Genomic DNA, 21,023 nt, shown 5'->3' with positions numbered 1-21,023 from the left:
CTGCGCGCCCGCCGCCCGCCCACCCCGGGGTCTCTCCGCGGCGCCCGGCGCTGTGAGGGGGAGTCCCCCTCCGCCGTGCCCCACCGGGTGTGACGTCCCATGGGGTGACGAAGGTCACTTTTTTCCGGCCACCCGAATCCGCCTCCCGCCGGTCCGGACGTGCCCGGCGGTCACCGGGTGTGAGCCCTCCTCACGCTTAGCCGCCGATTCCCGGGGGCATAAGCCGTAGGACCGAAAACCCCCACTGATCCCTCCCGCAAGAGGGGTTCGGCGAATAGTGTGAGGCAATGGATCGTCGCATCTTCGGGCTTGAGAACGAGTACGGCGTCACCTGCACGTTCAGGGGGCAGCGGCGGCTGTCGCCCGACGAGGTAGCGCGTTATCTATTCCGCCGGGTCGTCTCCTGGGGCCGGTCGAGTAACGTGTTCCTGCGCAACGGCGCGCGTCTCTATCTGGACGTCGGCAGTCACCCCGAGTACGCCACCCCCGAGTGTGACAACGTCGTGGAGCTCGTCACCCACGACAAGGCGGGCGAGCGCATCCTGGAGGGCCTGCTCGTCGACGCCGAGAAACGGCTCCGCGAGGAGGGCATCGCCGGGGACATCTACCTGTTCAAGAACAACACCGACTCGGCCGGCAACTCCTACGGCTGTCACGAGAACTACCTGGTGGGCAGGCACGGCGAGTTCGGGCGCCTGGCCGACGTGCTCATTCCCTTCCTGGTCACCCGGCAGATCATCTGCGGGGCCGGCAAGGTGCTGCAGACCCCGCGCGGCGCGGTCTACTGTGTCTCCCAGCGGGCCGAGCACATCTGGGAGGGCGTCTCCAGCGCCACCACCCGGTCACGGCCGATCATCAACACCCGCGACGAGCCGCACGCCGACGCCGAGCGTTTCCGCCGTCTGCACGTCATCGTGGGCGACTCCAACATGAGCGAGACGACCATGCTGCTCAAGGTCGGCGCGACCGACCTGGTGCTTCGCATGATCGAGGCGGGCACCGTGATGCGCGACCTGTCGCTGGAGAACCCGATCCGGGCCATCCGCGAGGTCTCCCACGACATGACCGGGCGGCGCCGGGTGCGCCTGGCCAACGGCCGGGAGGCGTCCTCGCTGGAGATACAGCAGGAGTACCTCTCCAAGGCGCGCGACTTCATCGAGCGCCGCGGCGGCGACGAGATCAGCCACCGGGTTCTGGAGCTGTGGGAGCGGACGCTCGGCGCCGTGGAGACCGGCAACCTCGACCTGGTCGCCCGGGAGATCGACTGGGTCACCAAGTACCAGCTGATCGAGCGCTACCGCAGGAAGTACGACCTTCCCCTGTCCAGCCCCCGGGTCGCTCAGCTCGACCTCGCCTATCACGACGTGCACCGCCGCCGGGGCCTGTTCTATCTGCTGCAGAAGCGCGGAGCGGTGGAGCGGGTGGCCTCCGACCTGAAGATCTTCGAGGCCAAGTCGGTCCCGCCGCAGACCACCCGGGCGCGGCTGCGCGGGGAGTTCATCCGCAGGGCGCAGGAGAAGCGGCGCGACTTCACCGTCGACTGGGTGCACCTGAAGCTCAACGATCAGGCGCAGCGCACCGTGCTCTGTAAGGACCCCTTCCGCAGCGTCGACGAGAGGGTGGACAAACTAATCGCCGGAATGTGATGGTCATGCTTCGGCAAGGTCGTCCTCCGGCTTACCGCACCCGTATGTGAAGGCGGGTAGTGTGGCGCAAACCTGACGTCTGCTTGAGGGATACCTATGCGCCGCCGCAGCATGGCCGTACTGGCCGCAGTGCCTCTTATGTTCGCCGCAGCCTGCGGCTCCGGGGGCGAGACCACCACCGTCGGCACCGTCGGCGGATCGGCCCCGGCGCTGAAGGTGACCGGGGCTGCGAACGCCAAGCCGAGTGTGGCCTTCCCGCCGAAGGTCGTCGAGACCTCCTCCTACCAGGTGGTCACGCCCGGCACCCTCGGCGCCCCCGCCAAGGCGGGCGACAGCGTGGTGGTCAACTTCACCGTCTTCACCTGGGACGGCAAGGACAACAAGCTGGCAGCCTCGACCTATGACGAGGGCGGGCCGCAGCTCATCACGCTCAACGAGCAGGTTCCCGAGATCCTGCGCAAGGGCTTCGCGGAGACCAAGGGGGGCGGCCGGTTCCTGTCGGTCGTCGCCAAGGACGCGCTTCCCAAGGAGCAGCAGGCCCAGGCGCCCGCCGGTCAGTCGCAGGTCTTCGTGGTCGACGTGGTCGGTGTTCCCGAGGGCAAGGCGGCTCACGGCGCCGCGGCCGACGCCGGCCTCAAGGGGGTCAAGGTGGAGAACCCCGGCGGTGACGCCGCGCCCAAGCTGACCACCAAGACCAAGGAGAAGGCTCCCAAGGAGCTCGTCGCCAAGACCGTGATCAAGGGCACCGGCCCCGAGGTCAAGTCCGGCCAGTCGATCCTGGTCCAGTACGCCGGCAAGATCTGGGGCTCGGACCTTGAGTTCGACAGCAGCTGGTCGCGCGGCGGCGAGCCGATCATGTTCCAGATCGGCACCGGCAAGGTCATCAAGGGCTGGGACCAGGGCCTGGTCGGCGTCCCCGTCGGCAGCCGGGTGCTGCTGAGCGTCCCGCCGGACCTCGGCTACGGCAAGGAGGGCTCAGGCGAAAAGATCAAGGGCACCGACACCCTGGTCTTCCTGGTGGACGTGGTCGCGGCCTACTGACGATCTCCCGCTCGGGTGCTCTCTTCGGGCACCGTGACCGGCGGTTCCATCGAGCCGTCTCACTCCGGGGTCCGGCCACGCGGCCGGACCCCGGACTTGCTGACGGCCGTCCCCGGCGGGGCTTCCGGCCTGGGACGACCGATGGGACCGTGCGCACCGGTACGTTTCCCGCGGGTGACCGGGTGACCGGGTGAGCCGCTCCCCGCGCCGGATGGCGTGCCGACGGTCACCCGGCGCGGGGACATGTTCGGATATCAGGGAAACACGGCCATCTCTACGGAAACAATGCTGCGGAGATTGACGGGCGGCACTTTTCCTGACTCGGCGGTATGGTCGAGTCAGGGGCCGCGTTTACAGCAGGGTGCCTTTTCTCCAAGAATCGCGGCTCTTGTCATAAGCGGTGCGTGGACGGCCAGACGTTGGCCCGGCGAACCCCGAGATTCGGGAACCCATTGATTCGGAGGACGTGTCAATCCCCGTGTCATGGTTAAAACCCGCCGCGGTGGCACCGGAAGACGGGGTTCAGGCGACCGGTGGACAACGCCCGGTCCACCGGTGCGCGCCCGGCCGAGGTCCACCGAGTTGCACCGAGGTCCATCGGGGGGTGCCGGGACCGCGGGGAGGCGTCAGCCGCTCACCGAGGGCAGCAGCGAGGCGGCGTGGCGGCCGGCGGCGGCCGAGGCCAGGAAGTAGGCCAGGTCCTCGTCCAGGCCGCGGCCCATCGTGGACAGCCGGACCGGAGAGTCTCGCAGCGCCTCGTACAACCCGTCCACCGGCACCCCGACCAGCTCGTGCCGTACGGCCAGCGGCCCGGCCTGCTCGGCCACCCGCCTGCCGAAGTCGCCGGGCAGCTCCGGCACCGCGACCTGGGCCGGCGCCAGGGCCACCCGGCCGTAGGCGGTCAGCGAGTGGTGGGAGACCCCGATGTGCCGCTCCCGCAGGTCGCCCTCGCTGACCCGCAGCGCCGCGACGGGGCGTCCCCCGAGCACCGAGGCGGCGTTGACCGCCTCTCCGGCCGAGACGCCGGAGAAGCCCCAGCGGGTGCCGGTACCCAGGTTGCCCGGCCCCTGGGTGACGATCGCCACGTCGGCGCCGAGTACGTGCCGGGCCGCGAGCAGTCCCGTGTGCGGCGTCACGGCCTCCAGATCGCCGCCGAAGGCCTGGCCCACCGTGACCACCCCGTCCAGCCAGCCCACCTCCCTGAGCCGGGCGCAGGACATGGAGAACCAGGCGGGCAGCGCGCCGCCGTCGAGCATGACGTAGGCGACCCGGGCAGCGGGCCCGCCGGGCTCCGCCTCCGCGGGGCCGGACGCCCGGCCGGGGGGCCGGAGGGGAGGGCGCGAGCCGTACAGGCCGCACAGGATCGCCGGGAGCGCCGAGTGCAGATCGGCGACGATCACCGGCATGCCGTCCAGCGAATCGGCCTCGCGGAGGGTCTCGTGAAAGGGCGAGTCCTGCTCGTCGACGCCCAGCACGGTGGGCTGCAGCGGGGTGTAGCGGGCCTTCACCAGATGCCCGGGGCCTTGTGGATCTTTCGGTAATCTGTCCGGAAGCGCCACCACCATGGCGTAGCCTCCCGTACCGAGACCCATCGCGAGCGCGGTCGTGTTGAGCAGCACCACATCGCCTGGCTCCGGGTGTCCCACCAGGGCGGGATAGGCCAGCGCGCGAGCGCTGCCCTCCTCGGTGGTGACGTCCAGTTCCATCGCCCCCGGCCACTCGCGCCGGATCCGCACGACCTCGCCCCTGCGCCATCTGATCACCGGGGAAGAGTAGCGTCACCTGGACGTAGAGTCATTTGAACAGGGAAGGAGGCCGGATGTCGCGCCGGAAGACCGAACGGTTGCTGAACCTTGTGATCTGCCTGCTGGCCACGCGGCGGCCGCTCAGCGCCGAACACATTCGCCACGCGGTGCCCGGCTACGACGCCGCCAACGACGAGGCCTTCCAGCGGATGTTCGAGCGGGACAAGAACGAACTGCGCGAGATCGGCATTCCGATCGAGGTCCACAAGGACCCGTGGGAGGAGGATCCGGGCTACCGGATCGTCCGGCAGGCCTACGAGCTGCCCGAGATCACCCTGGAGCCCGACGAGGCCGCGGTGGTGGGCCTGGCGGCCCAGGTGTGGCAGCGGGCCAGCCTGGCCGAGGCCGCGAGCGGGGCGCTGCTGAAGCTCCGGGCCGGGGGAGTGGAGACCGACGAGGCCGGCGGGATGGCCGGTGGGGCGCTGGAGCTGCGGGTGGACACCCGGGACCCGGCCTTTCCCGCGCTCTGGGAGGCTGTGCGCGACCGGCGCGCGGTCCGTTTCGACTACCGGGCGGCGTCCAGCGGGAGCGTGCTCACCCGTACCGTGGAGCCGTGGGGCGTGGTCAGCCGCCGCGGCCGATGGTACGTGGTGGGCCACGACCGCGACCGTGACGCGGCCCGGGTGTTCCGGCTCAGCCGGATCAGCGGCCCGGTCGTCCCGGTGGGCCGCCCGGGGACGGTGACGGTCCCCGAGGGGGTCGACATGACGTCGATGGTCGGCTACCGCGACGACATGACGGTCTCCGAGCGCACCGCCCTCATCCGGGTCCGCGAGGGCGCCTGCCAGGGGTTGCGCCAGGTGGCGAGGGCCGTACGGCCGGGAGCCGACGGCTGGGACGAGCTGGACGTGGACTTCTCCGATCCCGGGCGGCTGGCCGGATGGGTCGTCGGCTTCGCCGCCGACGCCGAGGTGGTCGGGCCGCCGGATGCCAGGGAGGCCGTGATCCGCCGCCTGAAGGGGGCCCTGGCGTGACGCGCGGGAGGGCGGCGCGGCGCGTGGGGACGGGGAAGCGGCAGACGATCGAGCGGGGCGTCATGGACGTGGAGCGGAGCGAGGCATGAGCACGGCCGACCGGTTGCCCAGACTACTGGCGCTGGTGCCCTATCTGATGTCGCACCCCGGGGCGCAGGTGCCCGAGGTGGCGAAGATCTTCGGGCTGAGCGAGAAGCAGCTCATCGACGACCTGCAGCTGGTGTGGATGTGCGGGCTGCCCGGCCACACGCCGGGTGACCTGATCGACGTCTCGTGGGACGGCGGTGAGATCGTCATCGACAACGCCGACACCATCGCCCGCCCGCTGCGGCTGGGCGTGGACGAGGCCAGCGCCCTGCTGGTGGCCCTGCGCGTGCTCAGCGAGATGCCCGAGTTCGGCGAGCGCGACGCGCTGGTCCGGGTCATCGCCAAGTTCGAGCGGGCCGCCGGTGAGGGGGCGGCGGCGGTCAGCAGCCAGGTCGCCGTCGAGGTGGACGCGACGCCCGACGCGCTGCCCGTCGTCAACGAGGCGCTGCGGCGCGGCAGGCGGTTGTCGCTCCGCTACTACGTGCCGGGTCGCGACGAGATCACCCCGCGCGAGGTCGATCCGATGCGCCTGGTCGTGGTGGACGGCCGCTCCTACCTGTCGGGCTGGTGTTACCGGGCCGAGGCGGTGCGGCTGTTCCGGCTGGACCGGGTGCTCACGGTCGAGCTGCTGGACGTGGCGGCCGACCCGCCGGCCGACGCCGAGCCCGGCGAGGTGACGCCCGGGGTGTTCCGGCCGTCGCCCACGGACGAGCTGGTGGAGCTGGAGCTGACCCCGGCCGGCCGCTGGGTCGCCGAGTACTACCCGTGTGAGCAGGTCACCGAGCTTGGCGAGGGCCGCCTGCGGGTGGCGCTGCGGGCCCGTGACCAGGGCTGGCTGGTACGGCTGGCCCTGCGCCTGGGCGACACCGGCCGGGTGCTCTCCCCGGACTCGCTGGCCGCGGGTGTCAGAGAGGCCGCGGCCTCGGCGCTGAGCCGGTACGAGTCGGCCTCCTGACGTCCGGCGTTATGATCTGCCGGTATGACCTGGATCTTCGTCGCGGCCGGGCTGGGCCTCGCCGGGCTGCTCCCGCTGGGTTTCCTGGCGTTCCGCGTGCTGCTGGCGGCCCGGAGGCTCGGCGGGGAGGTGGAGCGGGCCGGCCGGAGGCTGACCCCGGCACAGCGCGCCCTCGACGAGCGGGTCCGGACAGTCCGGTCGCGGAAGGGATGAGTCTGTGTCCGGGGGAGCGTACGATCGGGCTGAGAGTGCATGTCGTTCGGCGTAAGGATGTGTCATGCCCAACCTGGGTGTTCCCGAGCTTCTGATCATCGGATTGCTTCTGGTGCTGCTCTTCGGCGCCAAGAAGCTGCCCGACACCGCTCGCTCCCTCGGCCGGTCGCTCCGCATCTTCAAGTCGGAGACCACCAAGCTGCGTGAGGACGAGGAGACGACCACGGCGACCGCCACCGTCGTCCAGCCCCCGCCGGCCGCCGTTCCGGCTCCGCAGCCGATCCCGCCGGCCGCCCCGGTGGCCGCGACGGTGGAGGAGCAGGCCCGCGCGCTGGAGGAGCAGGCCGCCAGGCTACGTGCTCAGGCGGGCGCCCCCAAGCCCCAGTAGGCTGCCCTACGTCCGGATCATTCCACTCGTCAGACCGGGATTCGTGAATGGCGTTGCTGAAGTGGCCCAGACCGGGCCGTAACGGGCCGGGGTCATCCGACGACGCGGCCGAGGGGCGCATGCCGCTCATGGAGCATCTCCGCGAGCTGCGCAACCGCCTGGTCATCGCCCTGCTCGGTCTGCTCGTCGGCATCGTCATCGGGTTCGTCTACTTCGATCCGATCTGGACGTTCCTGCAGAGGCCGTACTGCGCCCTGCCGCAGGCCCAGCAGCTGAGGCCGGGCGAGTGCTCGATGCTGGTCCTCGGGGTCTTCAACTCCTTCTTCGTCAACCTCAAGGTCGCGGCCATGTTCGGCCTGGTGGCGTCCTCGCCGATCTGGCTGTGGCAGCTCTGGGCCTTCGTCACGCCGGGCCTGTACCGCAACGAGAAGCGCTACTCGGTCATGTTCATGGGGCTGGCCATCCCCCTGTTCCTCGGTGGCGCGGCCCTGGCCTACGTTGTCATGTCCACCGGCCTGTCGATCATGCTCGGCTTCGCCCCGCCCGGCACGCTGACCGGTCTCACCATCGACGAGTACCTCGACTACGTCCTGATCATGATCATCGTGTTCGGCATCTCGTTCGAGCTGCCGCTGCTGATGGTCTTCCTGAACGTCATCGGGGTCCTGCCGCGCTCCCTGGTGGCCAAGCACCGCCGCATGGTCATCTTCGTCATGTTCGTCTTCGGCGCCGTCGCCACCCCGGGTGGCGACCCGTTCACGATGATCGCGCTGGCCCTGCCGATGGTGCTCCTGTTCGCCCTGGCCGAGGGCTTCATGTATCTGCGCGAGAGACGCCTGCCCAAGGACGAGGACTTCTCCCACCTGTCCGACGACGAGGCGTCCCCCCTGCTGGAGGACGACTCCCCTCTCGATCCGGGCACGACGGGTGACGACCCCGGTAAATAGCGTCAGATAGGCGGTATGTTCCGGTCTGTGTCCGGAGAGATCGTCGTCCTCGTCAACCCCGCGGCCCGTGGCGGCCGTTCGCGCGCCCTGCTCGCCCCGGTTCTCGGCAGGCTCCGGAGGGGCGGCCGTGAGATCTCGGTGATCGTCGCGGGGTCCGCAGCCGAGACCCTTGAGCGCGCCCGTACGGCCGTCGCCGGGAACCCCGGCGCGCTGGTGGCCTTCGGCGGCGACGGCCTGGTCCACCTGGCCCTTCAGGCGGTCGCCGGCACCGGCGTGCCGCTGGGGGTCATTCCGGCGGGGACCGGCAACGACATCGCCGCCGCGCTCGGCCTGCCGAAGGGCGACCTGACGGCCGCCGCCGACGTCGTGCTCAGGGGCGAGACGCGGGTGATCGACGCCGCGAAGGCCGGCGGCGCGTGGTTCGCCGGGGTGGTGGCCTGCGGGTTCGACTCCCGCGTCAACGAGCGGGCCAACCGGATGACCTGGCCGCCCGGCATGGCCAGATACGTCGTCGCGCTGGCCGGGGAGCTGCGCTCCTTCAGGCCGATCCCCTTCCGGATCGGCCTGGACGGGCCGGACGGACCCGAGACGATCGAGTGCGAGGCCATGCTGGTCGCGGTCGGCAACACCTCCTCCTATGGCGCGGGGATGCGGGTCTGCCCGGACGCCGTTCCCGACGACGGCCTGCTGGACGTGACGATCCTCGGCGCCGTGCCCAAGCGGACGTTCCTGCGCACCTTTCCCCGCGTCTACCGGGGCTCCCACGTCACCCACCCCTCCGTCGCGGTCAGGCGCGCCCACAGGGTCACCCTGGAGGCCCCCGAGGTGGTCGCCTACGCCGACGGCGAGCGGCTCGGCCCCGTCCCGCTCGTCTGCGAGATCGTCCCCGGCGCGCTGCGGGTCCTGCGCTAGGCCGGGGATCCGCTCGCCGGCGGGCCACGGGTCTCCCGCCGGAAAAGGGTCCTCCTCCGGCGGCGGCACGGGCCGGTACGGGGCCGGCCGGTCGTCTCACCGACCTGAGCCACGGCGGACCGACCGGAATCCCGATATCGGTAGGCTTGGAGACATGACGACCCCAGCGGAACGTTACGCTGCCTTCCGTCAGAGCCAGGCCGACAGCGGGCCGGCGCTGACCTCGTTCCGTGGTCTGTACGACTTCGAGCTGGACGACTTCCAGCTCGACGCCTGCCGCGCCCTGGAGGCCGGCGACGGGGTGCTCGTGGCGGCCCCCACCGGGTCGGGTAAGACCGTGGTGGGTGAGTTCGCGGTGCACCTGGCCCTGCAGGAGGGCCGTAAGTGCTTCTACACCACCCCGATCAAGGCGTTGTCCAACCAGAAGTACAACGACCTGGTCAAACGGTACGGCGCGGCCAAGGTCGGCCTGCTCACCGGGGACAACAGCGTCAACGGCGAGGCCCCGATCGTCGTCATGACGACCGAGGTGCTGCGCAACATGCTCTACGCCGGTTCCGCCACCCTGGCCGGGCTCGGCTTCGTGGTGATGGACGAGGTGCACTACCTGGCGGACCGGTTCCGCGGCGCGGTCTGGGAAGAGGTGATCATCCACCTGCCCGAGTCCGTGCGGCTGGCCGCGTTGTCGGCCACGGTCAGCAACGCCGAGGAGTTCGGCGAGTGGCTGGGCGAGGTCCGCGGCGACACCAGTGTCATCGTGGACGAGCACCGCCCGGTCCCGCTCTGGCAGCACATGCTCGTCGGTCACCGTCTCTACGACCTGTTCGTCTCCGACGAGGACGGCCGGCGCCCACTGGTCAACCCCAACCTGCTCCGCCTGGCCAGGGACGAGGAACGCCAGTCGTACGGCAAGGGCCGGCGAGGCTACTCCCGGCCGCGCAGGGGCGGGCCGCCCGACCGCGCCCAGGCCATCGAGCGCCTCGACGCCGCGGGACTGCTGCCCGCGATCACCTTCATCTTCTCCCGGGCGGGCTGTGACGCGGCCGTCCTGCAGTGTCTGCACGCCGGTATCCGGCTCACCACCGACGCGGAGCGCCACGAGATCCGGCAGATCGTCGACGAGCGGACCGCGCACCTGCCCGACGAGGATTTGGCCGTGCTCGGCTACCTCGAATGGCGCGACGCCCTGGAGCGCGGCCTGGCCGCCCACCACGCGGGCATGCTCCCGGCCTTCAAGGAGGTCGTGGAGGAGCTGTTCACCCGTAACCTGGTGAAGGCCGTGTTCGCCACCGAGACCCTCGCGCTGGGCATCAACATGCCCGCACGTTCCGTGGTGATCGAAAAACTCGACAAGTGGAACGGCGAGACCCACGCCGACCTCACCCCGGGTGAGTACACCCAGCTCACCGGCAGGGCCGGGCGGCGCGGCATCGACGTCGAGGGTCACGCGGTGGTTCAGTGGCAGCCGGGTATGGACCCGCTCCAGGTCGCCGGTCTGGCCAGCACCCGCACCTACCCGCTGCGCTCCAGCTTCCGCCCCTCCTACAACATGGCGGTCAACCTGGTCGGGCAGGTTGGCAGGGAACGTGCCAGGACGCTCCTGGAGTCCTCTTTCGCGCAGTTCCAGGCGGACCGGGCCGTGGTCGGCATCGCCAAGCAGGTGCGCCGGCACGAGGAGGCCCTGCAGGGGTATCGCGAGGCGATGACCTGCCACCTGGGGGACTTCGAGGAGTACGCCGCGATGCGCAGGGCGCTGTCCGACCGGGAGGCCGAGCTGTCACGCCGGCGAGGCGCGGCCCGCAGGGCGCAGTCGCTGCGCTCGCTGGAGGCGCTGAGGCCCGGCGACATCATCCGCGTTCCCGGTGGCCGCAGGGCCGGGCTGGCGGTCGTCCTCGACCCCGGCCTCAACTCCCGGGGGGAGGGCCCCTCCCCGCTGGTGCTCACCATCGGCAAGCAGGTCAAGAAGCTGTCGCCGGCCGACTTCCCGGTCCCGGTGGAGCCGGTCGAGCACCTGCGCATCCCGAAGAACTTCAACCCGCGCTCACCGAAGGAGCGGGCCAACCTGGTCTCCTCCGTGCACGCCAAGATCGGTGACCGCGACTTCGGAAAGCCGGACAGGGCCCGCGACCACGCCGTCGAGGACGACGAGATCATCCGCCTGCGCAGGGAGATCCGCCGGCACCCCTGCCACGGCTGTGACGAGCGCGAGGACCACGCCCGCTGGGCGGAGCGCTACTACAAGCTGCTGCGCGAGACCGAGGGCCTGCGCCGCAGGGTCGAGGGCCGCTCCCACGTGATCGCCCGCACCTTCGACAAGGTCTGCGGGGTGCTCGACCAGCTCGGCTACCTCGACGGCGAGGCCGTCACCGCCGAGGGCCGCCGCCTGGCCCAGCTCTACACCGAACTCGACCTGCTCACCGCCGAGTGCCTGCGCGCGGGGCTCTGGGACGACCTCGATCCGGCCGAGCTGGCCGCCGCCGTCTCCTCGCTGGTCTTCGAGTCCCGGCAGGCCGACGAGGCCCGGCAGCCCAGGATCCCCGCCGGCGGCGTGCAGAAGGCGCTTGGCGAGATGGTTCGCCTCTGGGGTGAGCTGGAGTCCATCGAGAGCGACCACGGTCTGTCGTTCATCAGGGAGCCCGACTTCGGGTTCGCCTGGGCGACCTTCCGCTGGGCCAAGGGCCACAACCTGGACGCCGTGCTCGGCGACGGGGTCAACGGCTCCGAGCTGGCCGCCGGTGACTTCGTGCGCTGGGTCAAGCAGCTGCTCGATCTGCTCGGCCAGATCTCCGACGCAGCCCCGGCCGGCGGCAGGGTGAGGCAGAGCGCGGGCAAGGCCATGGACGCCCTGCGGCGTGGGGTGGTGGCCTACTCGTCGCTGGCCTGAGAGGCGGCGGTGGGGCGGCCAACTGACCGCCCGGTCAATACCTCGTGACGACCGGCGTGCAGAACGTCACCTTCAGGGTTGTTTCTGGGGAGATAGTACTGGAAATCCCCATGTCGGACCCCGTTGAGTCCCCCGTACACGGAGGTAGGCATGTTCGCCCTCATCGCCGCGCTGCTGTTCGCCCTCGCTCTGATCTTCCAGCTCGCCGGCGTGGCCGTCGGCACCATCGTGACCGTCACCACGCTCGTCCTCGCCGGGCTGATCTGCGTCGCACTGCACCTGCTGGGTGTCGGCGCGGGCTGGAGCCTGAAGCGCTGACCGCTCCCGCGGCTCCCGGGGCCGCGTCCGGCCCCCGGGCGCGGCGCCGGTGGTCCCGGGGTTTCGGCGCTCCGGGAATTCGAGTGACCCGGGTGGTCCCGCGGCCTGTGCCGAGCAGCCGGCGCGCCTCTGTCGGGAGCCCGGCACCTCCCCGTCAGGCCAGGCTGAAACGGACCTCTCTGGTGGCCGGGTCGGCACGCGTCAGCCGTACCCGGACCGTCTCGCCCAGCGGAAGCCGCTCACCGTCGCAGCGGGCCACCACCGCGGGGTCGCCGATCTGCACCTGGCCCCACGGACGGCCGTCGTCCACCTCGATCACCACCGCGTCGAACGTCTGGCCCACGCGCTCGCGCAGCACGAACGCCTCCACCAGGTCCACGCACGCCCGCTCGACCGCTCCCGCCCGCCGCCCGGTCACGTGCATGATGCCCGGCAGCTCGCCCATGGCCCGCTGGATCTCCTCGGGCACCGGCTCACCCGCCGCGACGGACAGGCAGATCTCGGTGGCGTAGCGGTCGATGAGGCGGCGCAGCGGCGCGGTCACGTGAGCGTACGGCGCGGCCACCGCCGCGTGCCCGGCATGGACGGGGGGCTCGCCGTTGAAGGCCACGTACCCGGCCCCGCGCAGCAGTACCGTCGACTCCGCCAGGAACGCGGCCTGCTCGGGGAGCTTGGGGTCGAGGGCGTGGACGACGTCGCCGTAGGCCGCGCCCTCCGGCCACGGCACGCCGAGCGCGGCGGCCACCCGGCGGACCTGGGCGATCCGCTCGGCGGGGGCGGGCGGCAGCACCCGCAACAGGCCGATCTCGGCGTCCAGCATCATCGAGGCGGCGGCCATCCCGGTCAGCAGTGAGATCTGCGCGTTCCACGCCTCGGCGTCCAGCGGGGCGCGCAACTCCACCCGGTAGCCCTCTCCGTCGGGGACGACCTCCTGCTCGGGTGTGGGCAGCGTGACACCGCCCCTGGCCCGCTCCAGCTCCAGACGGAGCCGGCCGATCTCGGCCAGCAGCCGCAGCGTGCCGTCGGCGGTGCCGGTGTCCACCGAGGCCTGGACATAGTCGTAGTCGAGCCGTTCGCGGCTGCGCACCAGCGCCCTGGTCACGTCGGCGCCCACCGTCCGCCCGTCGGCGTCCAGGTCGACGCACCACAGGACGGCCGGCCGGATGGCGCCGGGCAGCAGGCTGGCCGCGCCCTCCGACAGGATCGCCGGATGCAGGGGCACCCGCCCGTCGGGCATGTAGACGGTCTCGCCCCGGCTGCGGGCCTCGGTGTCGATCGCCCCGCCGGGCCGTACGAACGCGGCGACGTCGGCGATGGCGTACCAGACGCGGTAGCCGCCGGGACGCTCCTCCAGGTGCACGGCCTGGTCCAGGTCCATGGATCCCGGCGGGTCGACGGTGATGAGCGGCAGGTCGGTGCGGTCCAGTTCGGGCAGCGCGGGCACCTCGGCGACCCATTCCGCCTCCTCGGTCACGGCCCGGGGGAACCCCTCCGGCAGCTTCACCTCCCGGCGGATCCGGTCGAAACCGTCACGGAGTCGTGGATGGGACTCTCCGGGCACCCGGATGCTCTTGTGCGGCACGGGGGTCAACCTACCGCTCCGTGCCGCGTGGGCGGCCTCAGCCCCCGGACGCCCCCGACGGGGCCTCGGACAGGACCTCCGACAGGCGGCTCAGGGGACCGTTCAGGCCGTAGCGCCCGGCCAGGGCGTCGAGCGCCTCCGGGTCGCGAGGCCTGAGGGGCAGGGTGAGGTCCAGGTCGGGGAGGGGCACGTCGCGGACGACCTGGACCACCGCCGGAGCGACCCGCAGGTAGTCGCGGGCCGCGCTCAGCCTGGCCCGCCGGGCGGCGGTGAGGCCGTCACCGCCCTCACCGCCGTCCAGGGCTCCGATGAGGGCCTCCAGTGTGCCGAACCGGCTGATCAGGTCGGCCGCGGTCTTGTCGCCGACCCCCGGCACGCCGGGCAGGCCGTCGCTGGGGTCGCCGCGCAGGGTGGCGAAGTCGGCGTAGCGGCGGCCGGGCACGCCGTACCTGGCGGACACGGCGGCCTCGTCGACGACCTGGAGGTTCTTGACGCCCTTCGCGGTGTAGAGGACCCTGATCGGCCGGGTGTCGTCGACGAGCTGGAACATGTCCCGGTCGCCGGTGACGATGTCCACCGGGCCCCGGGCCCGGACGGCCAGCGTGCCCATCACGTCGTCGGCCTCGTAACCGGGCACGCCGACGCGGGCGATGCCCGCCGCGTCGAGAACCCGCTCGATCACCGGCACCTGCGGGGCGAGCGTGCCGGGGATCTCCTCGCCGCCGCCGGGGGCGACCCGGTGGGCCTTGTAGGCCGGGATCGCCGCCACCCGGAAGGCGGGCCGCCAGTCGGCGTCCATGCAGGCGGCCAACTCGCCGGGGGAGTGCTCCCGGACCAGCATGGCGATCATGTCGATGAGGCCGCGGATCGCGTTGACGGGCATGCCGTCGGGGGCGGTCACCGACTCCGGCACCCCGTAGAAGGCGCGGAAGTACAGGGACGGGGTGTCGAGAAGCATCAGCCCGGGCATGACGACCATTTAACCAATCAACCAAGCACCCCGATCACCAGCACGCAGGTGTCGTCTTCGGGGTTGGGGCCGCCGACCGACTCGATCAGCCGGTCAAGCCCGGTGGCCAGTTCGGCGTCCGAGACACCGCGGAAGAGGCCGGCCGCCGCCGCCAGGATCAGCGCGAGACCCTCGTCGATGTCGCGGTCGCGCCGCTCGACCAGGCCGTCGGTGAAGAGAAGCAGCAGGTCGCCCGGGAGCAGTCTCACCCCGGCCGGCTCGTACGGCTCGGTCAGGGTGGCGCCCAGCAGGACCCCGGCGGGCGGATCGAGCTGGGCGGCCACCCCGTCACGGATGAGGATCGGCGCGGGGTGCCCCGCCTGGCTCCAGGCGAACACGCCGGTGGCCGGGTCCAGGTGGCCGATCACCGCGGTCGCGGTGGTCTCCTCCATCCGGTGCATTACCAGGTCGTTGAGCCAGGTCAGCAGCCGGTCGGCGGGTTCGCCGGTCATCGACAGGCCGATCAGCGCGTGCCGGAGCCGGGCCATCCGGGCGATCGCCGGCAGGCCGTGGCCCGACACGTCGCCGATGGTCAGCAGCACCCGGCCGTCGGGCAGGGGGACGGCATCGTACCAGTCGCCGCCGAGACCGTCCTTCACCCCCGCCGGGATGTAACGGACCCCGATCCGGGTGCCGGGCGGCTCGGCGGCCGACCCGAGGCCGGGCATGATCGCCTCACGCAGGGCCGTGTTGACCCGCCGCTCCCGGGCGGCCCGTTCGCGGACCTCCAGGAGCCGGCGCCGGGACCCCAGCATGACCTGCTCGGCTCGGCGGCGGCCGGTGACGTCCTGGATCACACCGTGAACGGCGGTGCGCCCCTCGGCCGTGACGAGGTCGAGGACCACGCACAGGTTCCGGACCTCCCCCCGGCGGCGGATGCGGAACTCGGCCTGCCCCGGCTCGGCCAGGTTCACCACCGCCCGCAGCAGCGCGTCGAGGGCCGCCCGGTCCGCGGGCTCGACCTGGCCGACCAGGTCGCGCAGGTGGATCGGGCCAGCGCCGGGGTCGCGGCCGAAGATGACGTAGGCGTGGTCGGACCAGGTGGACTCCCCGGTCTGGAGGTTCCACTCGACCCAGCCCAGGTTGCCCAGTCGTTCGGCGTGGGCCAGTCGCGCGGTGAGAAGTTGTTGTTCCACGGCCATGTGCTCGCCCAGCTCTCCGCGTAACCGCTGCACCATCTCTGCGGCGGTCAGCGGGGCGGAACCGGTCACGAGGTCGTTTCGTGGGTGGAGGGGTGGCTGGTGGCCGCCCACTACGCCGACCATGTAGCTCGCTCTCGAAATGTGGGGACCTGCGGACATCCTGCCGACAAAATGTGATCGTCCTTCAACGGATTGTAGTGATGGTGCCGCGGACCTGGCGGCTTTTCCCGGACTTTCCCCGGCCACCCCCGGCACCGGGTACGGTCGTGATGTATCCCGGATTACATTGGTTGATGTGACAATGGAGTCCTCTGATCTGTATCCCATCACCCGCCTGGCCGCGGCCCGTGAGGCGGCGGCCGTCGCCGGGCTCGACGCGCTGCTGCTCACGCCCGGGCCCGACCTTCGCTATGTGACCGGCTACGAGGCGTTGCCGCTGGAGCGGCTCACCTGCCTGGTGCTGCCCGTCAAGGGTGAGGCCTTTCTTACCGTGCCGCGGCTGGAACTGCCCGCCGCCGAGCACTCCCCGGCGTCCAGGCTCGGCATCGAGTTCGTGCCCTGGGAGGAGACCGACGACCCCTACGCGGCCGTCGCCGCGCGTCTGGGCGGCGTCGCCCGGGTGGGCCTGGCCGACCGCATGTGGGCCCTGCAGTCGCTGCGCTTCCGCGACGCGCTGCCCGGCGCCGAGCAGGTGCTGGCCGGGACCGTGCTGCGGGATCTGCGCATGCGCAAGAGCCCGGCCGAGGTGGCCGCCCTCCACGAGGCCGGGGCGGCGATCGACGCCGTGCACGCGCAGGTGCCCGGCTTCCTGCGGGCCGGCAGGACCGAGCGCGAGGTCGGCCGGGACATCGCCGAGGCGATCATCGAGGCCGGGCACGCGGTCGTCGACTTCGTCATCGTCGCCTCCGGGCCCAACGGCGCCAGCCCCCACCACGAACTGTCCGACCGGGTCATCCAGCCGGGTGAGCCCGTCGTGGTCGACATCGGCGGCCAGATGCCCAGCGGCTACTGCTCGGACTCCACCCGGGTCTACTGCCTCGGGGAGCCCCCGGCCGCTTTCGCGAAGTACTACGACGTGCTCCAGCGCGCCCAGGAGGCCGCCTGCGACGCCGTACGGCCGGGCGTTTCGTGCGAGTCGGTCGACGCCGCCGCGCGCGACGTGATCGCCGCCGAGGGCTACGGGGAGTACTTCATCCACCGCACCGGTCACGGCATCGGCCTGGAGACCCACGAGGAGCCCTACATCGTCGCGGGCAACGCCGAGCCGCTGGCGCCGGGCCACGCGTTCTCCATCGAGCCGGGGATCTACCTGCCGGGGGCCCACGGTGCCCGCATCGAGGACATCCTGGTCTGCACCGAGGAGGGCGGCGAGCGGGTCAACCACCGGCCTCGCGAGCTTGTGGTCGGATAATCGCGCGAACTCGTCATCGTGTAACAAGTGCCACAATCGGGGTGGCCGGTGATCCCGGCTGCCCCGTTGTCGTTCGCGCCGTGACCTGGAGTGTGCGGATATGACCGTTGAGCGAGTACTGCCGACCCCCGAGGCCCACGACCTGCTGGAGCTGGTCCGCGACCTGATCGGCAAGGAGGTCGCGCCCCGGGCGTCGGCCGACGAGGCCGCCGGGCGCTTTCCCCGCGAGGTGTTCGCCACCCTGGGCGGGGCGGGGCTGCTCGGCCTGCCCTATCCCGAGGAGCACGGCGGCGCGGCGCAGCCGTACGAGGTCTATCTCCAGGTGATCGAGGAGCTCGCGGCCGGCTGGCTGGCGGTCGGGCTCGGCCTGTCGGTGCACACCCTGTCCTGCTTCCCGGTCGCCGCCCACGGCACCGCCGCGCAGCGTGCCGCGCTGCTGCCGGACATGCTCGGCGGCGAGTCGCTGGGCGCCTACTGCCTGTCGGAGCCCCACTCGGGATCCGACGCCGCCGCCCTGACCACCCGGGCGGTCCCCGACGACGGTGGCTACGCCGTGGACGGCGTCAAGGCGTGGATCACCCACGCCGGCGTCGCCGACTTCTACACCCTGCTGGCCCGGACCGCCCCCGGCGGAGGGCGCGGAGTCTCCTGCTTCCACGTACCCGCCGGGACCGGCGGCCTGTCGTTCGGCGAGCCCGAGCGGAAGATGGGCATGCGGTCCTCGCCGACCGCCCAGGTCCGCTTCGACGGGCTGCGGCTCCCGCCGGACGCGCTGCTGGGCGCGGAGGGCGAGGGTTTCCGCATCGCCATGGCGGCCTTGGACGGCGGCAGGCTCGGCATCGCCGCCTGTGCCGTCGGCCTGGCCCAGGCCGCCTGCGACGCGGCCGTCGCCTACGCGGGGGAGCGCCGTCAGTTCGGCTCGCGGATCGCCGACTTCCAGGGGATCGGCTTCATGCTCGCCGACATGGCCACCCAGATCGCCGCCGCGCGCGCCCTCTACCTGGAGGCCGCCCGCCTGCGCGACGCGGGCCGGCCGTACGGCACGCGGGCCGCGATGGCCAAGCTGTTCGCCACGGACATGTGCATGAGGGTCACCACCGACGCCGTCCAGGTCTTCGGCGGCTACGGCTACGTGGAGGACTTCCCGGTCGAGCGCTACATGCGGGAGGCCAAGGTCCTGCAGATCGTCGAGGGCACCAACCAGGTGCAGCGCCTGGTGATCGGCCGATCGCTGACCCGTTAGGGGCGGCCGGGGACACGGGCGGCGTCGGGTCCATGCGCTCATCCCTGGGTCCGCGCGCCCGCCCGCGGGGCCTGTGCGCCGGCCCGGAGGCCGCGTGCCGGTCCGCCCGGAGGGCGCCCCGCCGCCCGGCGCCGGCGGGGCTCCGCGATCACGGTGAGGTCACCACAGCAGGCGCAGCAGGGAGAGCACGGTGAAGACGGCGGCGCAGGTGAGGGTGATGATCATGGTGCGCAGCCGGGCCGAGGTCGTCGGGCGGAGCAGGAGCGGGAACGACAGGCCCATGACCACCAGGGCGGAGAGGATCCACGGTCCGCCGGGCTGCACCCCGCCGTGGGGCAGGGAGGCCGCCTGCTGGATGTCCCGGGCGCCCTCGGTGAACATCAGGCCGCCGACCAGTCCCACGGCCACGTCGCCGGCCAGGTCGCGCCGCCGGCTGAGGTAGCCGAGCGCGCCGAAGCCGATCACCGTGATGCTCAGGGCGGCCTGCCAGCTCTCGTCGGGCTTGCTGAGCAGGGTCGCGTCGTGGTTGAGCGCGTGGGCGACCATGTGGCCGGCCATCAGCCCCGCGGCGGTCAGCAGGCCGTTCAGCGCGGCCCAGGCCGCGCTCGCCGCGGCGCGCGTCATGACGAGGACCAGCAGCCCGTAGGCGTACGGGTCGTAGATCACGGCGATGCCCGCGGGCAGCACCTCGGCAAGCGACTCGCCCACCAGGCCCAGGACCATGCCCAGTCCGAGCCCGGCGAGCATCCAGTCGATGATGAGGCATTCCCGCCTGTCCAGTGCCTGGAAGTCGACCTGCCAGTGTGTCTCGCGCCGGTTACGGCGCATGCCCCTGTCCATGGCCGCCATTTCGCCCCCTAACCGTGGTGGGAGTCGGCCTGCCCAATGCGTTTCTTCACATTGGTGCCCCATGGAGTCGAAAATATGACAAAAGAGGCAAAAAATCGGTTTCCGCCGTCTGGTACCGACCCCGCCGGACCGGTCAGAGCCCGTACTCCTCCAGCAGGCGCAGCCAGACCTCGCTGACCGTGGGGAAGGCGGGGACGGCGTGCCAGAGCCGGTCGAGTGTCACCTCGGCGGTGACCGCGACCGTCGCCGAGTGCAGCAGCTCGGCCACCCCCTGGCCGGCGAAGGTCACGCCGAGCAGGACGCGCCGCCGCTCGTCCACGACGGCCTTGGCCCTGCCCCGGTACCCGTCGCCCAGCAGGTAGGCGCCGGAGACCGCGCCCAGGTCGTACTCGACCGCGCGCACGTCGAACCCCTCGGCCCTGGCGACGGCCTCGGTGCGCCCGACGGCGCAGACCTGCGGGTCGGTGAAGATCACCTGGGGGGCGCCGTACCCGTCCGCCGCGTCGCGCAGCGCCGGCAGGTCGTCGCGCTCCCCCCGCGCCCGTGCCACGATGACGTCGCCGCACACCCGCGCCTGGTACTTGCCCATGTGGGTGAGCAGGTTGCGGCCGTTGACGTCGCCCACGGCGTACAGCCAGCCGCCGTCGGCGTCGGTCGCGAGCATGCTGTCGTCGACCTCCACCGGGCCCGTGTCCGGCAGACCCGCGGTGTCCAGGCCGAGGTCCGCCGTCGAGGCCCGGCGGCCGGTGGCCACCAGCAGCTCGTCGGCCTCCACCCGTGACCCCTCGGCCAGGTGCACTGTGACCGTGCCGCCGGCCTCGGGCCGCTCCACCCGGACCACCCGGGCGCCGGCGCGCACCTCGACGCCGCCGGCGGCGAGCGAGGCCGCCACGAGCTCCCCGGCGAACGGCTCCATCCGGCCGAGCAGCGAGTCACCCCGCACCAGAAGCGTCGTCTCCCCGGCGCCGAGCCCGTGCAACGCCTGCGCCATCTCGCAGGCCACCACGCCCCCGCCCAGCACGGCCAGCCGCCGCGGGACGGCCCGGACGGCCGTCGCCTCGTGACTCGTCCACGGCGAGGACTCGGCCAGCCCGGGGATCGGCGGGATCACCGGGCGGCTGCCGGTGGCCAGCACGACGGCGTGCCGGGCGCGCAGCGGGCGGACGGAGCCGCCCGGGGCGGCCACCTCGACCCGCCTGGTGCCCCGCAGCCTGCCCCGGCCCCGCACGAACGTCGCGGGCAGGTTCTCGACCCACTCCACCTGCCCGCCGTCGTCCAGGTGCGACACGGCCTCGTCGCGCCGGGCGAGTACGGCGGCGACGTCGATCGGCCCCGGTTCCAGGCCGGGCACCCGGCCGACCTCGGCGGTGAGCTCCACCGGGCGGAGCAGGGCCTTGCTGGGGATGCACGCCCAGTAGGAGCACTCCCCGCCCACCAGGTTCTCCTCCACCACCGCGACGCTCAGCCCCCCTCGGGCCACGCGGGCCGCGACGTTCTCCCCGGCGGGACCGGCGCCTATCACGATCACGTCGAACTCGTCGGACACGATTGCCTCTACCTCCCAGAGCGAACGGGCCGGCCGCCGGTCTCGGCGGGACGGTCCCGGGCGCACCAGCC

18 protein-coding genes are annotated in these 21,023 nt (G+C 72.0%); 12 read left to right on the top strand and 6 right to left on the bottom strand.

All coding sequences use genetic code 11. From position 1 onward, the window contains the following. The first annotated feature begins 287 nt into the window (after positions 1-287). Complete coding sequence (gene pafA / locus ACWEF2_RS25845) at positions 288-1,646, top strand: Pup--protein ligase (RefSeq protein WP_355599177.1); 1,359 nt, start codon at positions 288-290, stop codon at positions 1,644-1,646. 96 nt (positions 1,647-1,742) lie between these two features. Then, entirely contained in the window at positions 1,743-2,687 is a 945-nt protein-coding gene (locus ACWEF2_RS25840) for an FKBP-type peptidyl-prolyl cis-trans isomerase (protein ID WP_355599583.1), read from the top strand. 626 nt (positions 2,688-3,313) lie between these two features. Here ACWEF2_RS25840 and ACWEF2_RS25835 read toward each other — a convergent pair. Then, on the bottom strand, positions 3,314-4,450 hold the full coding sequence (locus tag ACWEF2_RS25835) for a DUF3866 family protein (RefSeq protein ID WP_453818923.1): 1,137 nt from the start codon (positions 4,448-4,450) through the stop codon (positions 3,314-3,316). A 56-nt stretch (positions 4,451-4,506) separates the two neighbouring features. Here ACWEF2_RS25835 and ACWEF2_RS25830 point away from each other — a divergent pair, with 56 nt between their 5' ends. From ACWEF2_RS25830 to ACWEF2_RS25795, 8 genes are all read left to right on the top strand, one after another. Then, on the top strand, positions 4,507-5,466 hold the full coding sequence (locus tag ACWEF2_RS25830) for a helix-turn-helix transcriptional regulator (protein ID WP_453818922.1): 960 nt from the start codon (positions 4,507-4,509) through the stop codon (positions 5,464-5,466). Between the two features lie 85 nt (positions 5,467-5,551). Continuing rightward, positions 5,552-6,508, top strand: coding sequence for a helix-turn-helix transcriptional regulator (locus ACWEF2_RS25825; RefSeq protein WP_453818921.1), 957 nt, complete (start codon positions 5,552-5,554; stop codon positions 6,506-6,508). A 24-nt stretch (positions 6,509-6,532) separates the two neighbouring features. Then, positions 6,533-6,721 carry a hypothetical protein gene (locus tag ACWEF2_RS25820; RefSeq protein WP_453818920.1) on the top strand — a complete coding sequence of 63 codons (189 nt, stop codon included), beginning with the start codon at positions 6,533-6,535 and terminating at the stop codon, positions 6,719-6,721. Between the two features lie 64 nt (positions 6,722-6,785). Then, positions 6,786-7,109: a Sec-independent protein translocase subunit TatA gene (gene tatA / locus ACWEF2_RS25815; protein ID WP_453818919.1), complete on the top strand. Its 324-nt coding sequence runs from the start codon at positions 6,786-6,788 to the stop codon at positions 7,107-7,109. A 47-nt stretch (positions 7,110-7,156) separates the two neighbouring features. Next, a complete protein-coding gene (tatC, locus tag ACWEF2_RS25810) occupies positions 7,157-8,056 on the top strand; it encodes a twin-arginine translocase subunit TatC (protein ID WP_453818918.1) in 900 nt (299 codons plus the stop codon). Between the two features lie 27 nt (positions 8,057-8,083). Further along, positions 8,084-8,968, top strand: a complete 885-nt coding sequence (locus tag ACWEF2_RS25805) for a YegS/Rv2252/BmrU family lipid kinase (protein ID WP_453818927.1) — start codon at positions 8,084-8,086, stop codon at positions 8,966-8,968. Positions 8,969-9,122: 154 nt separating this feature from the next. Further along, a complete protein-coding gene (locus tag ACWEF2_RS25800; protein WP_453818917.1) occupies positions 9,123-11,852 on the top strand; it encodes a DEAD/DEAH box helicase in 2,730 nt (909 codons plus the stop codon). Positions 11,853-12,002: 150 nt separating this feature from the next. Next, on the top strand, positions 12,003-12,170 hold the full coding sequence (locus tag ACWEF2_RS25795) for a hypothetical protein (RefSeq protein WP_355599592.1): 168 nt from the start codon (positions 12,003-12,005) through the stop codon (positions 12,168-12,170). Positions 12,171-12,324: 154 nt separating this feature from the next. Here the strand turns inward: ACWEF2_RS25795 and ACWEF2_RS25790 are convergent, their stop codons facing one another. From ACWEF2_RS25790 to ACWEF2_RS25780, 3 genes are read right to left on the bottom strand one after another with little or no spacing between them, the layout of a single operon-like run. Continuing rightward, entirely contained in the window at positions 12,325-13,752 is a 1,428-nt protein-coding gene (locus ACWEF2_RS25790; RefSeq protein ID WP_453818926.1) for an RNB domain-containing ribonuclease, read from the bottom strand. A 37-nt stretch (positions 13,753-13,789) separates the two neighbouring features. Further along, positions 13,790-14,731 (bottom strand): 5'-3' exonuclease, encoded by a 942-nt coding sequence (locus tag ACWEF2_RS25785; protein ID WP_453818916.1) that lies wholly within the window; start codon positions 14,729-14,731, stop codon positions 13,790-13,792. Between the two features lie 8 nt (positions 14,732-14,739). Continuing rightward, positions 14,740-15,972, bottom strand: coding sequence for a PP2C family protein-serine/threonine phosphatase (locus tag ACWEF2_RS25780; protein ID WP_453818915.1), 1,233 nt, complete (start codon positions 15,970-15,972; stop codon positions 14,740-14,742). Positions 15,973-16,204: 232 nt separating this feature from the next. Between ACWEF2_RS25780 and ACWEF2_RS25775 the strand changes: the two genes are divergently transcribed. Together ACWEF2_RS25775 and ACWEF2_RS25770 are read left to right on the top strand one after the other, a co-directional pair. Further along, complete coding sequence (locus tag ACWEF2_RS25775; RefSeq protein WP_453818914.1) at positions 16,205-17,314, top strand: M24 family metallopeptidase; 1,110 nt, start codon at positions 16,205-16,207, stop codon at positions 17,312-17,314. Positions 17,315-17,414: 100 nt separating this feature from the next. After that, positions 17,415-18,557 carry an acyl-CoA dehydrogenase family protein gene (locus tag ACWEF2_RS25770; protein WP_453818913.1) on the top strand — a complete coding sequence of 381 codons (1,143 nt, stop codon included), beginning with the start codon at positions 17,415-17,417 and terminating at the stop codon, positions 18,555-18,557. Positions 18,558-18,716: 159 nt separating this feature from the next. On the opposite strand, the gene ACWEF2_RS25765 is transcribed toward ACWEF2_RS25770, so the two are convergent. After that, positions 18,717-19,406, bottom strand: a complete 690-nt coding sequence (locus tag ACWEF2_RS25765) for a hypothetical protein (RefSeq protein ID WP_453818912.1) — start codon at positions 19,404-19,406, stop codon at positions 18,717-18,719. A 133-nt stretch (positions 19,407-19,539) separates the two neighbouring features. Beyond that, positions 19,540-20,952, bottom strand: a complete 1,413-nt coding sequence (locus ACWEF2_RS25760; RefSeq protein ID WP_453818911.1) for a dihydrolipoyl dehydrogenase family protein — start codon at positions 20,950-20,952, stop codon at positions 19,540-19,542. Positions 20,953-21,023 lie beyond the last annotated feature (71 nt).

Source organism: Streptosporangium sp. NPDC004631, assembly GCF_053601935.1.
This window is presented reverse-complemented; position numbering and strand designations above follow the sequence as displayed.